Origin of the sequence: Pseudoalteromonas gelatinilytica, assembly GCF_001641615.1 — a bacterium.
GTDB lineage: Bacteria > Pseudomonadota > Gammaproteobacteria > Enterobacterales > Alteromonadaceae > Pseudoalteromonas > Pseudoalteromonas gelatinilytica.
Genome location: NZ_LRRU01000022.1, coordinates 387824 through 406780, shown reverse-complemented (window position 1 = coordinate 406780; position 18957 = coordinate 387824). Strand labels below are relative to the sequence as shown.

The 18957-nt window shown below is 43.0% G+C and carries 15 protein-coding genes; 5 read left to right on the top strand and 10 right to left on the bottom strand.

Annotated features, from left to right (window positions below; genetic code table 11):
* Positions 1-78 precede the first annotated feature (78 nt).
* The 4 genes from accA to lpxB are packed head-to-tail and all read right to left on the bottom strand — an operon-like array spanning position 79 to position 6295.
* Entirely contained in the window at positions 79-1035 is a 957-nt protein-coding gene (gene accA, locus NH153_RS19180) for an acetyl-CoA carboxylase carboxyl transferase subunit alpha (RefSeq protein WP_063706877.1), read from the bottom strand.
* A gap of 16 nt (positions 1036-1051) precedes the next feature.
* Complete coding sequence (dnaE, locus tag NH153_RS19175; protein WP_063706875.1) at positions 1052-4543, bottom strand: DNA polymerase III subunit alpha; 3492 nt, start codon at positions 4541-4543, stop codon at positions 1052-1054.
* The gene (gene rnhB / locus NH153_RS19170) at positions 4543-5148 is read right to left on the bottom strand and encodes a ribonuclease HII (RefSeq protein WP_063706873.1); all 606 of its coding nucleotides are present in this window, start codon (positions 5146-5148) and stop codon (positions 4543-4545) included. The genes dnaE and rnhB overlap by 1 nt, the downstream gene beginning before the upstream one ends.
* Positions 5138-6295: a lipid-A-disaccharide synthase gene (lpxB, locus tag NH153_RS19165; RefSeq protein WP_063706871.1), complete on the bottom strand. Its 1158-nt coding sequence runs from the start codon at positions 6293-6295 to the stop codon at positions 5138-5140. Before lpxB ends, rnhB begins: the two co-directional genes overlap by 11 nt.
* Before the next feature lie 423 nt (positions 6296-6718).
* On the opposite strand from lpxB, the gene NH153_RS19160 reads away from it, so the two are divergent.
* From NH153_RS19160 to cydC, 5 genes are read left to right on the top strand one after another with little or no spacing between them, the layout of a single operon-like run.
* Positions 6719-8305: a cytochrome ubiquinol oxidase subunit I gene (locus NH153_RS19160; RefSeq protein ID WP_063706869.1), complete on the top strand. Its 1587-nt coding sequence runs from the start codon at positions 6719-6721 to the stop codon at positions 8303-8305.
* Positions 8302-9441 carry a cytochrome d ubiquinol oxidase subunit II gene (gene cydB / locus NH153_RS19155; protein ID WP_063706867.1) on the top strand — a complete coding sequence of 380 codons (1140 nt, stop codon included), beginning with the start codon at positions 8302-8304 and terminating at the stop codon, positions 9439-9441. Before NH153_RS19160 ends, cydB begins: the two co-directional genes overlap by 4 nt.
* A 12-nt stretch (positions 9442-9453) precedes the next feature.
* A complete protein-coding gene (gene cydX / locus NH153_RS19150) occupies positions 9454-9606 on the top strand; it encodes a cytochrome bd-I oxidase subunit CydX (protein WP_054553108.1) in 153 nt (50 codons plus the stop codon).
* Positions 9596-11356: a thiol reductant ABC exporter subunit CydD gene (gene cydD, locus NH153_RS19145; RefSeq protein ID WP_063706865.1), complete on the top strand. Its 1761-nt coding sequence runs from the start codon at positions 9596-9598 to the stop codon at positions 11354-11356. The genes cydX and cydD overlap by 11 nt, the downstream gene beginning before the upstream one ends.
* Positions 11349-13109: a thiol reductant ABC exporter subunit CydC gene (gene cydC / locus NH153_RS19140; RefSeq protein ID WP_063706863.1), complete on the top strand. Its 1761-nt coding sequence runs from the start codon at positions 11349-11351 to the stop codon at positions 13107-13109. Before cydD ends, cydC begins: the two co-directional genes overlap by 8 nt.
* Here cydC and NH153_RS19135 read toward each other — a convergent pair.
* The 6 genes from NH153_RS19135 to bamA form a co-directional block, all read right to left on the bottom strand.
* Positions 13106-13474, bottom strand: coding sequence for a septal ring lytic transglycosylase RlpA family protein (locus NH153_RS19135; protein ID WP_063706861.1), 369 nt, complete (start codon positions 13472-13474; stop codon positions 13106-13108). The genes cydC and NH153_RS19135 overlap by 4 nt on opposite strands.
* A 140-nt stretch (positions 13475-13614) precedes the next feature.
* Positions 13615-14385 carry an acyl-ACP--UDP-N-acetylglucosamine O-acyltransferase gene (gene lpxA / locus NH153_RS19130; protein WP_063706859.1) on the bottom strand — a complete coding sequence of 257 codons (771 nt, stop codon included), beginning with the start codon at positions 14383-14385 and terminating at the stop codon, positions 13615-13617.
* A gap of 2 nt (positions 14386-14387) precedes the next feature.
* Complete coding sequence (gene fabZ / locus NH153_RS19125) at positions 14388-14840, bottom strand: 3-hydroxyacyl-ACP dehydratase FabZ (protein WP_054562040.1); 453 nt, start codon at positions 14838-14840, stop codon at positions 14388-14390.
* A gap of 10 nt (positions 14841-14850) precedes the next feature.
* Positions 14851-15891 carry a UDP-3-O-(3-hydroxymyristoyl)glucosamine N-acyltransferase gene (lpxD, locus tag NH153_RS19120; protein WP_063706857.1) on the bottom strand — a complete coding sequence of 347 codons (1041 nt, stop codon included), beginning with the start codon at positions 15889-15891 and terminating at the stop codon, positions 14851-14853.
* 9 nt (positions 15892-15900) lie between these two features.
* Positions 15901-16419 carry an OmpH/Skp family outer membrane protein gene (locus NH153_RS19115; protein ID WP_054553115.1) on the bottom strand — a complete coding sequence of 173 codons (519 nt, stop codon included), beginning with the start codon at positions 16417-16419 and terminating at the stop codon, positions 15901-15903.
* Positions 16420-16431: 12 nt separating this feature from the next.
* On the bottom strand, positions 16432-18903 hold the full coding sequence (gene bamA / locus NH153_RS19110) for an outer membrane protein assembly factor BamA (protein ID WP_063706856.1): 2472 nt from the start codon (positions 18901-18903) through the stop codon (positions 16432-16434).
* Positions 18904-18957 lie beyond the last annotated feature (54 nt).

The following is an 18957-nucleotide window of genomic DNA, read 5'->3' as shown; positions in this document are numbered from 1 at the left end:
GTATACAAGCGTCTGTGTTATCGGCATTATAAAACAAAAAAAGCCGCAAAAGCGGCTTTTTTCATTTATAAGCTGTGTTTAGCAATAACCAAACGACATTAAACGTTTATAACGCTGATCAAGCATTTCATCAGTTGAAAGGCTTTGTAAGTCAGCAAGGTCACGCTTAAGTTGGTTTTTAAGGTTACGCGCCATCGCATCGTAATTACGATGTGCGCCACCTAGCGGCTCATCAATGACGTTGTTGATTAAATCAAGCTCTTTAACACGTGCAGCTGTTACACCCATTGCTTCTGCAGCTAATGGTGCTTTATCTGCACTTTTCCATAAGATTGATGCACAACCTTCTGGCGAAATTACAGAGTAAGTGCTGTATTGCAACATGTTAACGCGGTCACCCACACCAATAGCCAATGCACCACCAGAACCACCTTCACCAATTACAGTACAGATAGTTGGTACTTTTAACGCTGCCATCACTTTAAGGTTACGTGCAATTGCTTCACTTTGACCACGCTCTTCAGCGCCAACACCTGGGTATGCACCTGGGGTGTCGATAAATGTCATGATAGGCATTTTGAAACGCTCAGCCATTTCCATTAGGCGTAATGCTTTACGGTAACCTTCTGGCTTTGGCATACCAAAGTTGCGTTTAATTTTTTCAGCTGTGTCACGCCCTTTTTGCTGGCCAATAACCATCACTGGTTGACCTTCAAAACGTGCAACACCACCTAAAATAGCTGGGTCGTTAGCAAAAGTACGGTCGCCTGCTAGTTCGTCAAATTCCGTGAAAATGCGCTCGATGTAATCACGAGTATAAGGACGCAACGGATGACGGGCTAACTGAGAAACCTGCCAAGCACCTAATTCAGAGAAAATTTTCTCTTTCATTTCAGCACTTTTTTCTTTTAATCGACTGACTTCCTCTTCTAATCCAAGGTCTAATTCGCCAGCGCGGCTTACATTTTGTAATTCTTCAATTTTTGCTTCTAATTCTGCGATTGGAAGCTCAAAATCAAGATAATTGAGGCTCATGCTCTAAACTACCTAATTAATTAAATTCTAGTTCTACATCTTGCGCCGCCATCAGCGATAACTTATGAATTAAGTCATCACTCGGCGTAACACACCATTCGGTTCCTAAGGTAATCTCAGCCAACGCATCCGGACGTTGATAGAATACTTTAATAGGACAAGTACCAAACTTATAAGGTTCCAGTACTTTTTGTAAATTATCGAAGAAGTTCGCCTCGATTTGCACCATGTTCAAGGTCATTTTAATCGCTTTTATACGTTTTTCACGTGCCTCAGCGATGGTGCATATGTCTCTAGCGGTCATTGTAATGCCACCGGAGAAGTTATCAAAGCTGACCTGTCCAGATATTACCAAGATATTGTTTACTTGCAGCAAATCTTGGTACATTTCAAACTGTTCTGGGAATAAGCGTACATCAATACGGGCACTCTTGTCATCTAAAGTTATAAGACCCCAACGATTTCCCTTTTTGTTAATCAGTGTACGCGCTGCAATCACTAAGCCCGCAGCCGTTGACTGCACATCGCGATTAGTTGGCTGTAAATCGACGAGTTTTCCTGACGTATAATACTTTAACTCTTTACGATACTGATTAATTGGGTGACCCGTTAAATACAGACCTAAAGTTTCTTTTTCACCATCTAACCACTCATTATCGGTTAATGGCGTTGCTTTTTTAAACGCTTGCTCAACTTCGTCAGGTTCAACAGCCAGTAAGCCAAATAAGTCACTTTGACCAATTGCTTCAGCCTTATGATGTTGCTCAGCTGATTTCATTGCATCTGGCAAACTTGCTAATAAAGTAGCACGTGCAGGCTGTGTTTTTTCAGGGCCTAACTGATCTAAGGCGCCGGCGTATATCAGCTTTTCAACAACCCGTTTGTTTAAACGTTTTAAGTCAACACGGGCACAAAAATCGAATAAGTCTTTGAACGGACCACCTTGGCTTCGGGCTTCTAAAATGGCATCAACCGGACCTTCACCTACCCCTTTAATCGCACCGATACCGTAAACAATCTCACCTTGTAGATTAACCGTAAACTTGTACTCACCGGCATTTACATCCGGCGGTAACAAGATCAGTTTCATGTTTTCACATTCATCTACCAAGGTAACAATTTTATCGGTGTTATCCATATCCGCCGACATTACCGCAGCCATAAATTCTGCTGGGTAGTGGGTTTTCATCCACAACGTTTGATACGACACTAAAGCATAAGCAGCTGAGTGAGATTTATTAAAACCATAACCTGCGAATTTCTCTACCAAGTCGAAGATTTTCATTGCAAGTTCGCCGTCAACTCCGTTATTAACAGCTCCTTCTTCGAAGGTTGAACGTTGCTTTGCCATCTCCTCTGGCTTTTTCTTACCCATCGCACGACGCAGCATGTCAGCGCCACCTAGCGTATAACCAGCCAGTACCTGCGCAATCTGCATTACCTGTTCTTGATAAAGAATGATACCATAGGTCGGTTCTAGAATGGGTATCAAGCTATCGTGTTGCCACTGCACATCAGGATAAGATAACTCTTCGCGGCCATGCTTACGGTCGATAAAGTTATCTACCATGCCTGATTGCAATGGACCAGGGCGGAATAGTGCTACCAGTGCGATCATATCTTCGAAGCAGTCGGGTTTTAGACGACGAATAAGATCTTTCATACCACGGGATTCGAGCTGGAATACCGCGGTGGTTTCGGCGCGAAGTAGTAACTCAATACTTGGCTTATCATCAAGTGGAATAGCGTTGATATCAACCGGCTCTTTACCCTCTCGGGCTAAGCGCTCATTGGTCATATCAAGCGCCCACTGTAAGATGGTGAGTGTTCTTAGCCCTAAGAAGTCGAACTTAACTAAGCCTGCCGTCTCAACGTCGTTTTTATCAAATTGAGTAACCGGGAATTTACCTTCATCATCACAATAAAGAGCGGCAAAGTCAGTGATTGTGGTGGGTGATATTACAACACCACCAGCATGCTTACCGGCGTTACGTGTACAGCCTTCAAGGATGCGACACATATCAATAAGCTCTTTGACCTCTTCATCACCGTCGTAGGCTTCTTGTAAACGCGGCTCAACATCAAACGCTTTAGCCAAGGTCATGCCCGGATCGCCCGGTACTAGTTTAGAAATACGATCAACAAAGCCGTAAGGGTGACCAAGTACACGGCCTACGTCACGGATAACCGCTTTTGCAGCCATGGTACCAAAGGTGATGATCTGAGATACCGCGTCACGGCCATAAAGCGCTGCTACGTGATCAATTACCTCATCACGCCTATCCATACAGAAATCGACGTCGAAATCGGGCATTGAAATACGTTCAGGGTTCAAGAAACGTTCGAATAGTAAGTCAAATTCGAGTGGATCGAGGTCGGTAATTTTTAGTGCGTAAGCAACCAATGAACCCGCACCCGAACCACGCCCTGGACCTACCGGAATATTGTTATCCTTACTCCACTGAATGAACTCCATTACGATCAAGAAGTAACCTGGGAAACCCATTTGGTTGATTACGTCGAGCTCTATTTTCAGACGCTCATCATACTCACCACGTTTTTCTTTACGCTCTTGCTCATCGGGGAATAAAAACTGAAGACGCTCTTCAAGACCATCTTCAGAGACCTTCACCAAGAAGTCTTCAATTTTCAGCGAACCGGTTGGGTAATCTGGTAAGAAGTAAGTTCCGAGCTGCACGGTCACATTACAGCGCTTAGCAATTTCAACGGTGTTTTCTAACGCTTCGGGAATATCGCTGAATAGCTCAGCCATTTGATCAGCTGTTTTAAGGTATTGCTGCTCAGAAAACCGTTTTGGTCTACGTTTGTCATCCAAGGTGTAACCATCATGGATTGCTACGCGGATTTCATGAGCTTCAAAGTTCTCTGGTTTTAAAAACACCACTTCGTTCGTTGCCACCACAGGCAACTGCTCTTTTGCAGCAAGCTCAACAGCTAAGTGCAAATAGTCTTCTTCTAAAGCACGTTCGGTACGAATAAGCTCAATGTAGTAATGATCGCTAAAATGTTGTTTATAAAAGCTTACCACAGACTCGATAAGAGCTGGGTTGCCTTTTAATAATGCTTTACCTAAATCGCCATCTTTTGCGCCTGATAATAAAATCAACCCGCTTTTGTGCTCCACCAGCCATTCACGGTCAACCACTGGGCGATGAAATAAATGCCCTCGTTGGTATGCTTTAGAGATCAATAAAGTGAGGTTTTTATAGCCTTCGTTATCTTTCGCTAAAATAGTAATTCGGCTAGGTTCATCTTCAAATTCAGGGCTTCTTAGCCAAAAATCAGCACCAACAATAGGCTTAATACCGGCACCATGGGCAGCACCATAAAAACGCACCAAACCACACAAGTTCATCTGATCGGTGATGGCCAGCGCTGGCATTTGCAGCTCTTCTGCTTTAGCGACAATTGGCTTAGTTTTAGCTAGGCCATCCACCATAGAGAAATCTGAGTGAACACGTAAGTGAACAAATTGCGGCGCAGGCATTACAGTTGCTCTCCTTTTAACGCCAAAATGCGCTGAACAGGTTTGAAGCTTTTACGATGCTCTGCAATTGCCCCGTATTGTTCAAGTGCTGCAAAATGTGCTTTAGTCGGATAGCCTTTATGGCCTGCAAAGCCATAGTCAGGATAACGCTTATCAAGCTCAATCATTTCATCATCACGAGCAACTTTCGCTAAAATAGATGCCGCCGAAATCTCTTCGACGAGGCTATCGCCTTTTACAACCGCCTGTGCTGGCACAGTTAACTGGCTAGGCACTCGATTACCATCAATAAAAACAAACTCAGGTTTTACACTTAAGCCTTCAACTGCGCGGCTCATCGCGAGCATAGTAGCGTGTAAAATGTTTAACTCGTCAATCTCAGTTGGGCTACAGCGACCAATGGCATAGCACAGGGCTTTTTCTTTTATTTCTGCGGCTAATAATTGGCGTTTTTTATCTGATAACTTTTTAGAATCTGCTAACCCGGTAATGGGGTTATTCGGGTCAAGTATTACCGCAGCGGTAACAACATCACCTACTAATGGGCCTCGGCCAACTTCATCTACACCAGCAATATAATTAACATTCGGTCGTTCAATTTGCATTTAGTAACTCCGCGACTGCTGCTGCAGCTTGTTCATTGGCATTTAATCTAATGTTTTTATGTATGGCTAAAAAGCGCGCTTTTAATTCGCTATTATCGCTATTAAGCATAGGTGTTAGCGCTGCTGATAAGTTTTCAACGTTACACTCAGTTTGTAAGTATTCTGGAACGAGTTCTTCGTCGGCTAATAAATTAGGCAACGAGAAATACTTAATATTAAAAGTGAATAACGTTTTGAAAATCCAGTAACTGAGTGGCTTAATTTTGTAGCCCACTACCATCGGTTTTTTATACAGCATACCTTCAAGTGTTGCGGTACCTGAGGCAAGTAAAATGGCATCAGCGGCTTGCATTGCAAGATTTGACTGACCATCCAATAATTGCAGTTTTAGATCTGGGGCTGTTTTTTCTAAAATCTCACAAAATTGTGCTTTTCGTTTTTCATTGACTAACGGCACCACAATTTTAAGGTCAGGATTTTGCGCTTGTAATTTCGCCGCCGTTTGAATATAGGTTTCGCTTAAAAGCCCCACTTCAGAACCACGGCTACCTGGAAGTAATGCAAGCACTTTGTCAGTTTGTGCTAAGCCAAGCTGATTACGGGCCTCAGTTTGGTCATGCTCAAGGGCAATATCATCAGCCAGTGTGTGGCCCACAAACGTACAAGGTACATCGTGCTTATCGTAAAAGGCTTTCTCGAACGGTAAAAGTGCCAGCACTAAATTAGTGGCAGCACTGATTTTATGTATACGTTTTTCGCGCCACGCCCACACTGACGGGCTAACATATTGAATCGTTTTGATTCCTGCGTCTTTTAACGGTTTTTCGACACGTAAGTTAAAGTCAGGCGCATCAATGCCAATAAATACATCTGGTGGGTTGTCGATAAAATGCTGCACCAGTTGTTTGCGTATTTTAAGTAGGCGCGGTAATCGACCAAGTACTTCAACCAAGCCCATTACTGATAATTCGTCCATATCGAATAATGTATTACAACCAGCCGCTTGCATACGCGGGCCAGCAATCCCTTCAAAAATGGCATCTGGAAAACGGCGTTTAAGTGCTTTTATTAGCCCTTCACCTAAAATATCACCTGATAACTCACCTGCCACCAAGGCAATACGTAACGGCTTTGTTTGTTCTTTCATTCGTTGATAATTCGCAACTTTTGGCACTAATAAAAATGAGTTTACCGTGTTTTAGCAGTCGGATAAATGTCACAGAGTTAATAAATACTAGAAATCGAAATAAGCATGACGACTTGCTCAATGGTTAAGCACTTTTTTGCATCTGCAGGCTGCGGGTTTGTTGGCCACTTTATAAAAAGATTTTATAAAAGAATTAAATGGGCCATAGCAACAGGACTTTTTATAACGATTAAATATTTGAAACTTTAGAGCTTTATCTCTAATCTGTAGAAAAGATGAGCAGGATTAATTCATCTTTATTTCGTATTTTCCTATTGACTAAAATGAATACAAGTTTAATATTCACAAAGTTTCAATAATTACTGAAACTTCATAACCAATAATTTGTCGTGTCTACCGCACCCGCTAACAAGGAGCTAAACGATGATAGATGAAACATTTGTGGATCTATCGCGATTGCAATTTGCAATCACTGCCCTATTTCACTTCCTATTTGTTCCCCTTACCTTAGGTATGACGTGGATTTTAGTGATCATGGAATCCGTTTACGTGATGACAGGTCGCGAAATTTATCGTGATATGACTAAGTTCTGGGGTAAGTTGTTTGGTATTAACTTTGCGATTGGTGTGGCCACGGGTCTAACCATGGAGTTTGAGTTTGGTACCAACTGGTCTTATTACTCTCACTATGTGGGCGATATTTTTGGCGCACCACTGGCGATTGAAGGCTTAATGGCTTTCTTCTTAGAATCAACTTTTGTGGGTATGTTCTTTTTAGGCTGGGAACGACTGACACGACGCCAACACCTAGCTGCAACCTTCTTAATGGCATTAGGTACTAACTTATCTGCGTTATGGATTTTAGTTGCCAATGGTTGGATGCAAAATCCGGTAGGTGCTGAATTTAATTACCAAACCATGCGTATGGAAATGACTAGCTTTGCTGAACTGGTATTTAACCCAGTTGCACAAGTTAAGTTTATTCACACCGTATCAGCAGGTTATGTTGCAGCATCTATGTTTGTACTTGGTATTAGTAGCTGGTACATCTTAAAAGGCCGCGACCTTGCTTTTGCTAAGCGCTCATTCTCGGTCGCTTCAGGCTTTGGTTTAGCGTCTATTCTGTGTGTGATTTTACTTGGTGATGAATCTGGCTACGAAGTTGGCGAGGTACAAAAAGTAAAACTCGCAACCATTGAAGCTGAGTGGCACACCGAAGAGGCCCCAGCTGCATTTACGCTAGTCGGTATTCCTGACTCTGAAGAGCAAGTTACTCACGCCGCAGTAAAAATCCCCTATGCACTGGGTATCATTGCGACTCGCTCTATTGACGAGCAAGTAACGGGCATTAAAGATCTTGAAGAACAACACGAAGTGCGTATTCGTAATGGCATAATTGCATACGAATATTTAGAAAAACTTCGTGGTGGTGAAGACACCCCAGAAAACATTGCAAAATTTGATACTTTAAAAGCAGACCTTGGCTACGGTTTGCTGCTTAAGCGCTATACCCCTAACGTGGTAGATGCAACAGAAGAAGACATTCAAAAAGCAGTGAAAGACTCATTTCCTCAAGTCGGCCCTATGTTCTGGTCATTTAGAATCATGGTTGGCTGTGGTGTGATTATGCTTGGCGTATTTGTTCTCGCGTTTTATTACAACGCACACCGCATTATTGAGCAAAAGCGCTGGTTATTATGGGCTGCGGTATGGAGTATTCCTCTGCCTTGGATTGCCATTGAATTTGGTTGGATTGTTGCGGAGTACGGCCGCCAACCGTGGGCAATTTCGGAAATTCTACCGACCTTCTTGGCAACCTCGTCACTCACGGTGAATGACTTATTGATTAGTATTACTGGTTTCTTAGTTTTCTATACAGGTCTTGCTGCTGTAGAAGGCTGGCTGATGCTGCGCTTTATTAAACAAGGCCCAAGCTCACTTCATACCGGTAAATATCACCATGAACTTGCTAAAGCGGATTCACTTGCAAGCCAAGGAGCTCAGTCATGATTTTTGATTACGAAACACTCAAACTAATTTGGTGGCTGTTAATTGGTGTCTTACTGATTGGCTTTGCAGTGACCGATGGTATGGACATGGGTGTGGCAATTTTGCTTCGCCTAGTTGGTAAAACCGATGTTGAACGCCGTACAGTTATTAACACCATTGGCGCTCACTGGGATGGTAACCAAGTTTGGTTCATTACCGCTGGGGGCGCACTGTTTGCAGCTTGGCCTATGGTATACGCAGCTGCGTTCTCAGGCTTCTACTTTGCTATGATGCTGGTGTTATTTGCGTTATTTTTCAGACCGCTAGGTTTTGATTATCGCTCAAAAATAGAATCACCACGCTGGCGTAATAACTGGGATTGGGGCCTATTTGCAGGCAGCTTTATTCCGGCTCTGGTATTTGGCGTGGCATTCGGTAACCTATTATTAGGTGTGCCTTATCATATCGACGACCTATTGCGTGTTAGTTATCAAGGTTCATTCTTTGCGTTATTAAACCCGTTTGCCATTGTTGTTGGCCTAGTAAGCTTACTGATGCTGGTTGGTCACGCAGGTATGTGGTTACAACTTCGTACTGATGCAGAAGTCGCTAAACGCTCAGCACAATATGGTCAATATGCACTGATGGCGTTTATTGTGTTGTTTGCCTTAGCAGGTGTGTGGGTATCGCAAATTGACGGTTATAAAATCGTTAGCATGGGTGATACTCAAGGCTTTGCAAACCCGCTTGCTAAAACAGTCACGCAGGCACCAGGCGCATGGCTTGATAACTATACAAAAATGCCATTAACCATACTGTTTCCTGCCCTAGCATTCGTGATGGCGGCACTGGCAATTGTGTTATCTAAATTACAAAAACCAGCAATGGCCCTGATCGCATCAAGCTTAATGCTTGCAGGCGTAATTTTAACTGCTGGTATGTCAATGTTCCCGTTTGTAATGCCTTCGAGCAACAACCCTAATATTAGTTTAACTATGTGGGATGCAGTTTCGAGCCATATGACACTTAACGTGATGTTTATCGCTGCGGTTATTTTTGTACCACTTATTCTTATCTACACAACATGGTGTTATGTGAAGATGTGGCGCAAAGTAACCATCAGTGAAATTGAAAACAACACGCACGGTAGCTATTAAGGAGATTTAAATATGTGGTATTTTGCCTGGATTTTAGGTGTTCTATTAGCCTGTACACTTGGGGTGATCAACGTAATGTGGTACGAATTTCACCAACATAAAGATTCGATTGCTGATGATGAGCTAGAGCTGTACGCGAGACTCAAAAACACTGATGACAACTAAACCCCGACCAAATCGCGCGCAGCAGCAAACGCTGCGCGCTTTTTTAAAGCAGTATAGCCAGTCCGCTTCAGGACTTCTTAAATTAAGCATTAGTCTGGGCACACTCAACGCCCTTTTAATGATTGCCTCTTGTTACCTTCTTGCAAACGCGGCTCATCAAGTCATGTTTGAACAAGCAAACTTGCAAGCCGTAAGCCCATTATTATGGCCGTTGGCAGGGCTAATTATAGTTCGCGCGTTGTTGGTTGCGCTAAGTGAACGGGTGAGTAACCTCGCCGCGTTAAAAATAAAGAACGTGATGCGTAATACACTGCTAGAAAAGCTCAGCAAACTTGGGCCAGCCTACAGTGAACAAAAAGGTCATGGCGCAACACTTAACACCTTACATAATGGGGTTGAAGCACTGCATCAATATTACGCCAACTACATTCCAAGTGTGGCTTACAGTGCGCTCATTCCATTAGCGATATTAGTGGTGATTTTTCCAACCGATTACAAAGCAGGCCTCATATTCCTTTTAACTGCCCCACTGATCCCCTTTTTTATGATTTTAGTGGGCCATAAAGCGGAGCAGTTAAACCAAGACCGCTGGCAACAGCTAGCGGTACTTGGCAATTACTTTTTTGACCGATTACAAGGACTGACTCAACTCAAGCTCTTTAATGCAACCAAGCGTGAGCTAAATAGCATCAGTCAGATTTCTGATGATTACCGTGGTGCAACTATGGGAGTATTGAAAGTCGCCTTTTTATCGTCTTTCGCCCTTGAGTTTTTAGCCACCATTAGTGTGGCACTTGTTGCCGTTATCATTGGCTTTAGATTATTTTTTGGTACGCTCGATTTTGCCACTGGATTTGTGGTGTTACTACTGGCCCCTGAGTTTTACTTACCACTTCGACAAATGGGCACTCATTATCATGCAAAACTCGAAGGGATCAGCGCCGCAGCTGGTATGGTCGACATAATCAATCAAAGCGATGTTGATGAACATGTCGGGTCATCTAAACTTAAGTTACCGCTAAAAGACATACAGCTGAATGCACTTACCTTTCACTACCCAGAAACAAACGAGGGGGTAACTGATATCAACTTAAGCCTGCCAAGCACAGGCTTAATTGCCTTTGTGGGTGAAAGTGGCTCGGGTAAAAGTACCTTGTTTGATTGCCTATTGGGCTTTCATCATCAAGCCAACAATGCCATTAGCATTAACGGGCAACCACTGAGTGATACTGCATTAGCTGATTGGCAAGCAAAGCTGGCGTGGATCCCACAACACGCCACGTTATTTTATCGGACCGTTGCAGAGAACCTGCGTTTAGCTAAACCTGATGCAAGCCAAGCAGAACTCGATGAAGCAGCGAGTAAAGCAGGTGCACTTGAATTTATTACAGCCTTACCTGATGGCTTTAACACCTTGCTCGGTGAACAAGGAGAAGGCCTCTCTGGTGGGCAAAAGCAGCGCATAGCCCTTGCCCGTGCATTTTTGAAGAATGCCCCTGTGCTAATGCTAGATGAGCCTACCGCTCACTTAGACAGCCAAACCGAGCATTTAATCAACCAAGCGATCCGCGATTATGCAAAAGACCATTTAGTGCTGGTTATTGCTCACCGACTGAATACGGTTAAACACGCCGACAATATTTACGTTATGCAACAAGGTCACATTGTTGAAGCTGGTCAGTACCAGCAACTCACTAAGCAAGCTGGCCTATTTGCTAAACTGGTGAGCCAAGGTGACGCCAATGAATAACTTTATACGTCTATTAAAACTGTGCAAACCTCATACTGGCATGCTGCTTTTAGGGGCTTTTTTAGCAAGCTTAACGGTACTTGCTAATGTCGGATTGCTTGCAATTTCGGGCTGGTTTTTAGCAGCCATGGCAGCGGCGGGAATCGCTAGTGTGCAAATGAATTACTTTACCCCTGCTGGGGTGATCCGCTTTTTAGCTATCGTGCGCACAGCATCTCGTTACGGTGAGCGGATGATAACTCATAACGCCACCTTCTTATTACTAAGCGAAATTCGCGTAAACATGTTCAGGACTCTAAGCCAGCTAAACAACGTTGACTTAGCAATGACGCGTAGTAGCGATTTATTTAACCGCCTACAGAACGATGTCGATGCGCTGGATAAATTTTACCTCAATGTACTGCTGCCGATTATTGTCGCTCTGATCAGCATTCCTATCGTGATGGCCTTCATGGCTATGTATAATGCTGAGGTTGCATTAGTGTGCTTTACTTCGCTGATGATTATTGGCGTGCTGCTTCCCGCATTGTTAAGCCATAAGCTTCACCAACAAGCGGATACCGAAACCCAGCTCTCCGCAGAGCTAAGAGCTGAACTAGCTGATACACTATCAGGTGCCAGAGAGCTTGCTGTCTATCAAGCACACGCGGCGCAATTAGCGCATTGTGATTCACTCAGTAAACAATACAACAACCAGCTCTATAATCGCCACAAAGCCGTGGCAAATAGTAATGGTTTAAGCACTTTAGTGATCCAACTCACCATGCTGGCAAGTGTCTTTATGATAATCCCGCTAGTTGCAATGGGGACCATGAAAAACGTTGAACTGGCGATGCTCGCGTTATTTGTACTAGCAAGTTTTGAAACCGTGCTTACCCTGCCTACTGCATTTATTGAATTGCCGCTTACTTTAAGTGCCGCAAAGCGACTGTTCGATCTTGAAGATAAACACAACAGCTTAGCCGAAAAACCAAACAACTTAGACGATCAGTTAGCAAACCAATTAGCGGATCAATCTGGACTTGGCCTTGAGATAAGCGAGGTCAATTACCAATACGCGGGTGCAAAAAGCAAAGCCCTTAGCAATATCAATTTTACAATTGCACCAGGCAGTAAAGTTGCCCTAGTCGGTGCCAGTGGCAGTGGCAAAACCACTCTAGTTAACTTACTCACTGGCCTTTGGCCGCTGCAATCAGGCTCATTAAAGATCACTACCAAACTAGATACCTTTGAACTTGAAAGCTTAAGCACTGCAACACGCTTTAAGCAGCTAACGATAGTTGCCCAGCAGCATCATATTTTTGATGGCACGCTACGTGAAAATCTTCGCTATGCAGCTTTTGATGCGACAGATGAGATGCTTATTGAAGCCTGTGAACACGCTGAACTTGGCTCTTGGCTTAGTAACTTAAAAGATGGGCTAAACACTCGTTTAGGCACCGCAGGCAGAAAGCTTTCTCATGGTCAGTCACGCCGTATTGCCATTGCTCAAGCTCTATTAAGGCAAGGTAATTTAATCATTCTGGATGAACCAACAGAGAGCTTAGATAATCACACTAAGCAAAACTTGCTGACTACAGTTGAGAGAATATGGGCAGATAAAACCATGCTGACCATTACCCACGACCCAGCAATGCTAAGTCGTGTTGATAAGGTTATTTGGTTAGAGCAAGGACAAGTAAGAGCCTTTGCGAGTCATGCTGAATTAGTGGCGAATGAAGCCGACTACGTAGAGCTTATTACCCGCTTTTAATCGAGCCGCTCAACGGTGACGTCAATCACACCTTGCTTTACTGAGGCAATTTGTGAAAACGCCATTTTTGATAAATCGATAATTCGACCGCGGATAAATGGGCCGCGGTCATTAATAGTCACAATCACACTTTTATTGTTAGCAATATTAGTAACTTTTACTCTGCTACCAAAGCCAAGCGTTTGATGAGCCGCGCTCAATGCCTGTTGATTAAACACTTCACCACTTGCTGTCGTTCGGCCGTGATATTTATCAGCGTAATAACTGGCTTTGCCTTTTTCTATTGCTCCTTTAGATACCGAAGGCGCACTACTACAACCACTTAAAATTAAGCTTAACAATGCAAAGACGATGAGTTTATTCATATTACTAGTTCCTTTTTGCCATGAAGATAACAAGCACTGACTTAGCAAAACCTGAACTATACCAACTTACCTAATTAAGCGAATGAGTATAAAAACAAAAAAGCCACCTTACGGTGGCTTTTATAGAAGTTCGCTTATGATTAGCGAATAATTCCGCGCTCAGAGCTTTTCACGAAGTCTATCATCAGCTGAACAGCTGGGTACTTCGCAGCATCTTCACGTAGCTCAGCGATTGCTTCTTCAACACCTAAGCTCTTACGATAAAGCGTTTTATATGCACGGCGTGTTGCCATGATTTCATCGCTCTCAAAGCCACGGCGTTTCATGCCTTCAGTATTGATTGCTACAGGGCCAGCCGGCGTACCAATGGTAGTTACAAATGGCGGTACATCTTTATTAACGCCTGAGTACATACCTACAAAGGCATGTGAACCAATTTTACAGAACTGGTGAACACCTGAGTTACCTGCAAGGATCACCCAGTCACCTACGTGTACGTGGCCAGCAACAGAGGCATTGTTAGCAAAAATAACGTTATCGCCCACAACTGCATCATGTGCAACGTGTGTGTAAGCCATAAATAAGTTGTTGCTACCAATTTTTGTTACACCTTGGTCTTGAATCGTACCACGGTGAATTGTCGCACACTCACGGATCACGTTGTTGTCACCAATGATCAGAGTCGTTGGCTCATTCGCGTACTTTTTGTCTTGGCAAGCTTCACCGACCGAAGCAAATTGGAAAATATGGTTACCAGAACCAATCGTCGATGGGCCTTTTACAACCACATGAGATTCGATGATACAGTTATCACCAATAGTTACATCGTTACCGATATAGCTGTAAGGGCCAACTGATACGTTATTTCCAAGTTTTGCACCTGGTTCGATTATCGCCGTAGGATGGATCACTATTAAAACTCTCTTCTCGCACACATGATTTCGGCAGTACACACTACTTTGCCGTCAACTTTTGCTTCTGCTGCAAATTTCCATATATTGCGGCGCTCTTTTACAAACTCTACATGCAAATGCATGGTATCGCCAGGTAATACCGGCTGTTTGAATCGCGCATTGTCGATCGCTGCGAATAAATATAGTTCGTTATCGCTACGATTTTCAACTGTCTTAAAGCCAAGTAAGCCAGTTGCTTGAGCCATTGCTTCTAAAATCAACACACCTGGAAAGATAGGTTGATTAGGAAAATGACCCGTAAAAATAGGTTCGTTCACTGTTACATTTTTAATCGCATGTAACGACTCGCCTGGCGTGTAATCAAGTACACGGTCAACAAGTAGCATCGGGTAACGATGCGGAAGTAAACTCAAGATATCCTGGATATCAAGACTATTTAATTCATTTGCCAAAATAGCATCCTTATTTGTCTTCAATATTGAGTGACTTAGTCAGTGACTCAAGTGCTTTAATGCGGTCTTTCATATCGCCAAGGTTACGGATATGGGCAATACTACGTCGCCATTCTTTGTTGGTTAGATGTGGCAAGCCTGAAGAATAAATTCCAGGTTCTGTGATTGCCTTAGTCACCATACTCATGCCGGTGATTATAGCACCATCGCATACGCTAATGTGACCATTAATTGCTACCATGCCGCCAATCTGACAATTCCTACCGATCACAGTGCTACCTGCAAACACAGAACAGCCAGCAACCGCTGTACCCGAACCGATCTCGACATTATGCGCTATTTGACATTGATTATCGATAATTACATTGCTGTGGATGATAGTATCGTCTAGTGCACCACGGTCAATCGTAGTAGACGCCCCTACCTCAACCTTATCACCGATGATTACTCGGCCAAGTTGTGGTATTTTCACCCATTCGCCACGCTCGTTGGCATAGCCAAAACCATCACTGCCCACAACCGTGTTCGCTTGGAATAAACAATCGCTACCAATTTCTACTTCATGGTAAACGCTTACATTTGCCCAAAGCTTAGTGCCTTGACCAATTTTTGCGTGCTCACCAATAAAACAGCCTGGGCCAATCTGCACATCGTTTGCTATAACAGCGCCCGCTTCAATCACCACATTGGCAGCGATCGCGACATTATCGCCAATAGAGGCTGAATCGTGAATGACTGCACTTGGGTGAATCCCTGTCACAGCTGCACGCGGTGTGGTATCCATTAGCTGGGCAAGCTTGGCGTAACAAACATAAGGGTTAGCAACAATGAGTTTATTACCCGAAAAAAACTCAGCATCTGCCGGTGATAAAATCACCGCACTTGCTTGAGTATCTTCTAATTGCGAGCGATATTTCTTGTTCGCCAAAAATGCAATATGCCCATGTTGGGCATTTGCAAGTGTAGATATTTTTTTAATCTCTGTGGCGCCGTCACCTTGAAGGTCAGCGCCCAGAAGATCCGCTATCTGCGAAAGCGTGTAGTTTTGCATATATGATTTCTATTGCTTACTTACTTTTTCAACAACTTTGCTTGATAAGTCATCGACAGTTTTAGGGTTAACATAAATCGTTGTTTCTTTAACTTTAACTTCATCGAATTTGCCAGCTTTCGCTACTTCTTCGATTGCATCTAAGATTAGCTTTTGAACTTTAGCTAGTTCTTGGTTTTGACGCATTTTGATTTCTTGCTCTAAAGGACGACCTTTTTCAGCAAGTTGCTGCTGCATGCCTTGAATCTTAGTACGTAATTCTTCTTTTTGCTTGTCGCTCATCGTTGTTGCTTCACGCTTGAACTTTTCAGCTTCAAAACGGATATCACCTTGAAGTTTTTCTAGTTCTTGACGACGCTCTGAGAATTCAGCTTCTAAAGTTTGCTCTACTTTCGCCATTTGTGGGATTTGCTTGTAGATTTCTTGCATATCAACGATACCTACTTTGTGCGCGAATGCGTTAGTAGATAGACCCATAGATAAAGTAGCAAGTAGTGCAAAAGCTGTTGATTTAATTGATTTATTCACGAAAAAACTCCTTTAGAATGTATTACTAATGTTAAAGCTGATGGTCTTCGTATCGTCATCTTCTTCTTTTTGCAATGGATACGCAAAACTGATCAGCATTGGACCCATCGGAGAGATCCATTGTAGAGAAAGACCAGTTGAAACCCTAAAACGCATCGGATCTGAGTAATCATCCAATTTTGCACGCTCGTCTGTTGAAAGGTTTTGATAACGGTCAATATTAAACTCTGTATCCCATACGTTTGCAGCATCTACGAAGAAGCTAGTACGTACAGAGCTGGTGTTTTCTTCATCTAAGAAAGGTGTTGGAACAATAAGCTCCATCCCTGCTACCGCTTTGGCGTTACCACCAATTCGGCCTGCTGTTTGAAGTTGGTCAAACTCTGACGCACCACCAATACTACCTGTTGTAGTACCATCAGGTAATGGTGTACCAGGAATACTTTGCGGATAACGTGATACAGCTCGTGGAAGAATCGTATTTCGGTCAAAGCCACGTAGTTCCATTTCAGTAATTCTGAAGAACTCTTGGAACGGCAGTGTTTGGTCATAACCATTGGTTGTACCATAACCATTACCATAACCAAGTGCTGCACGCGTTGAGAATACCCAGCGGTGGTCATTACTGATTGGCCAGTAAAAACGCGAGTCATAATTTAGCTTAAAGTACTGTAAATCTGAGTTCGGCGTTGTCGCTGTTAAGTTAAGCGACTGACGTGAACCTGCTGTTGGGAATAAACCACGGTTAACAGTTACACGCGACCAACCTGCACTTAACTCGTACTTAGTAAAGTCGAAGCCCGCATCTGGGTTATCTGGATCTAAGAAAGTTTCACGAATTACACGTGTTTGCTCGTATTCTGCAATATCAGATAACTCTTCTTGCACCCAACGAACACCAAAGTTAATACGGTTTACTGCATCGATTGGGAAACCGATGTTAGTACCAATACCATAACTCTTCGATTTATAGTCGATTAGGCTGAATTTACTCGCATCATAGTTACTGTAGAAGATACTGCTACCTTGCGATACACCGTCTGGCGTAAAGTAAGGGTCAGTGTATGACACACTAATACGCTCAGAACCGCGCGAGGTATTAATGTTGAAACCAATTTGGTTACCAGTACCTAAGAAGTTTGATTCACTCACACCGATGTTAAATTGCAGACCTAAGTAAGAGCCATACGCAAGACCTGCGTTAAAGCTACCTGCAGATTGTTCTTTAACTGTAAAATCGACATCAACTTGGTCATCAACACCAGGAACTGGCACCACGTTAAAATCAACGCTTTCCATGTACGGTAAACGCTGAATTTGTAGTTTAGAGCGCTCAAGGCTTTGATTTGATAACCATGCACCTTCAAGTTGCGTCATTTCACGGCGTACTACTTCATCTGAAGTATTTTGGTTACCACCTACGATGATACGACGAACATAAACACGCTTGCCCGGATTAACAGAAAGCGTTAATTGTACTTCTTTATTTTCGTCATCAATTTCTGGGATGGTACGTACTTCAGCATTGGCATAGCCAAAACGTGCTAAGTAGCTTTTGATAAACTCTTCAGACGATGTCACCACAGAGCCGTTATAAAGCTCACCTGTTTTCAGTGGGATAACACTTCTGATTAATTCTTCACGACCTAACAAGTCACCAATAAAGTCAAAGCCTTTCACTTTATACTTAACGCCTTCAGTGATATTTGCTGTTACATAAACAGAATCACGCTCTGGGCTTACTGATACTTGTGTCGAATCGATATTAAAACGTAGGTAACCACGGTCTAAGTAGTAACTACGAATTTTCTCTAAATCGCCTTCGATGGTTTGCTTTTGGTAGCGGTCACTCGACATGAATTTCCACCACGGTAAATCTTGCTGTGATTCAGCTAATTTAAGTAGCTCTTCATCCGAGAAAAGTTCGTTACCAACCAAGTTAATTTGACGAATTGACGCAGCGTCACCTTCATCAAATTTGAATAGAAGTTTTACACGGTTACGCGGTAACTTAGTAATGCTTACATCCACTTTTGCATTGTACTTACCAATACTGTGGAAGAATTCAACTAAGCCTTTTTCAATGTTATCAAGGACTGTTTTATCAAGCGGCTCACCAGTACGGATATCTTGCTGGTCTAGCGACTCATTAAGCTGCTCATCTTTGATGTCTTTATTGCCATCAAACTCGATCATACTGATCGTTGGGCGCTCAGTCACACGGAAGATAACACTATTGCCATCACGTAATGCTTTAATATTGTCAAAGTGACCTGAACGATAGAGAGCCTTTATGGTTCTAGAAATTGTGTACTCATCAATATTATCGCCCACGTTGATCGGAATATGCGTTAACGCTGCACCTAGTGCAACACGCTGTAAACCTTCAACTTTTAAATCATCTACAATAAAGGAGTTTTGGCCTAGGGCTGCAAAGCTAGCACCTAATAAACTTGAAACTGCCAAATGTTTTTTTATAGCCATTTTGTTATCTTTATCCTTTACAACTGTATTACCGCTCAACACCTTATAAATTTA

Bases quoted from the DNA above. Each gene is read 5' to 3' on its own strand.
- NH153_RS19135 (WP_063706861.1), bottom strand. From the start codon at position 13,474: ATGAATAAACTCATCGTCTTTGCATTGTTAAGCTTAATTTTAAGTGGT.
- rnhB (WP_063706873.1), bottom strand. From the start codon at position 5,148: ATGCAAATTGAACGACCGAATGTTAATTATATTGCTGGTGTAGATGAA.
- dnaE (WP_063706875.1), bottom strand. From the start codon at position 4,543: ATGCCTGCGCCGCAATTTGTTCACTTACGTGTTCACTCAGATTTCTCT.
- bamA (WP_063706856.1), bottom strand. From the start codon at position 18,903: ATGGCTATAAAAAAACATTTGGCAGTTTCAAGTTTATTAGGTGCTAGC.
- cydB (WP_063706867.1), top strand. From the start codon at position 8,302: ATGATTTTTGATTACGAAACACTCAAACTAATTTGGTGGCTGTTAATT.
- NH153_RS19160 (WP_063706869.1), top strand. From the start codon at position 6,719: ATGATAGATGAAACATTTGTGGATCTATCGCGATTGCAATTTGCAATC.
- cydC (WP_063706863.1), top strand. From the start codon at position 11,349: ATGAATAACTTTATACGTCTATTAAAACTGTGCAAACCTCATACTGGC.
- cydD (WP_063706865.1), top strand. From the start codon at position 9,596: ATGACAACTAAACCCCGACCAAATCGCGCGCAGCAGCAAACGCTGCGC.
- accA (WP_063706877.1), bottom strand. From the start codon at position 1,035: ATGAGCCTCAATTATCTTGATTTTGAGCTTCCAATCGCAGAATTAGAA.
- cydX (WP_054553108.1), top strand. From the start codon at position 9,454: ATGTGGTATTTTGCCTGGATTTTAGGTGTTCTATTAGCCTGTACACTT.
- lpxD (WP_063706857.1), bottom strand. From the start codon at position 15,891: ATGCAAAACTACACGCTTTCGCAGATAGCGGATCTTCTGGGCGCTGAC.
- lpxB (WP_063706871.1), bottom strand. From the start codon at position 6,295: ATGAAAGAACAAACAAAGCCGTTACGTATTGCCTTGGTGGCAGGTGAG.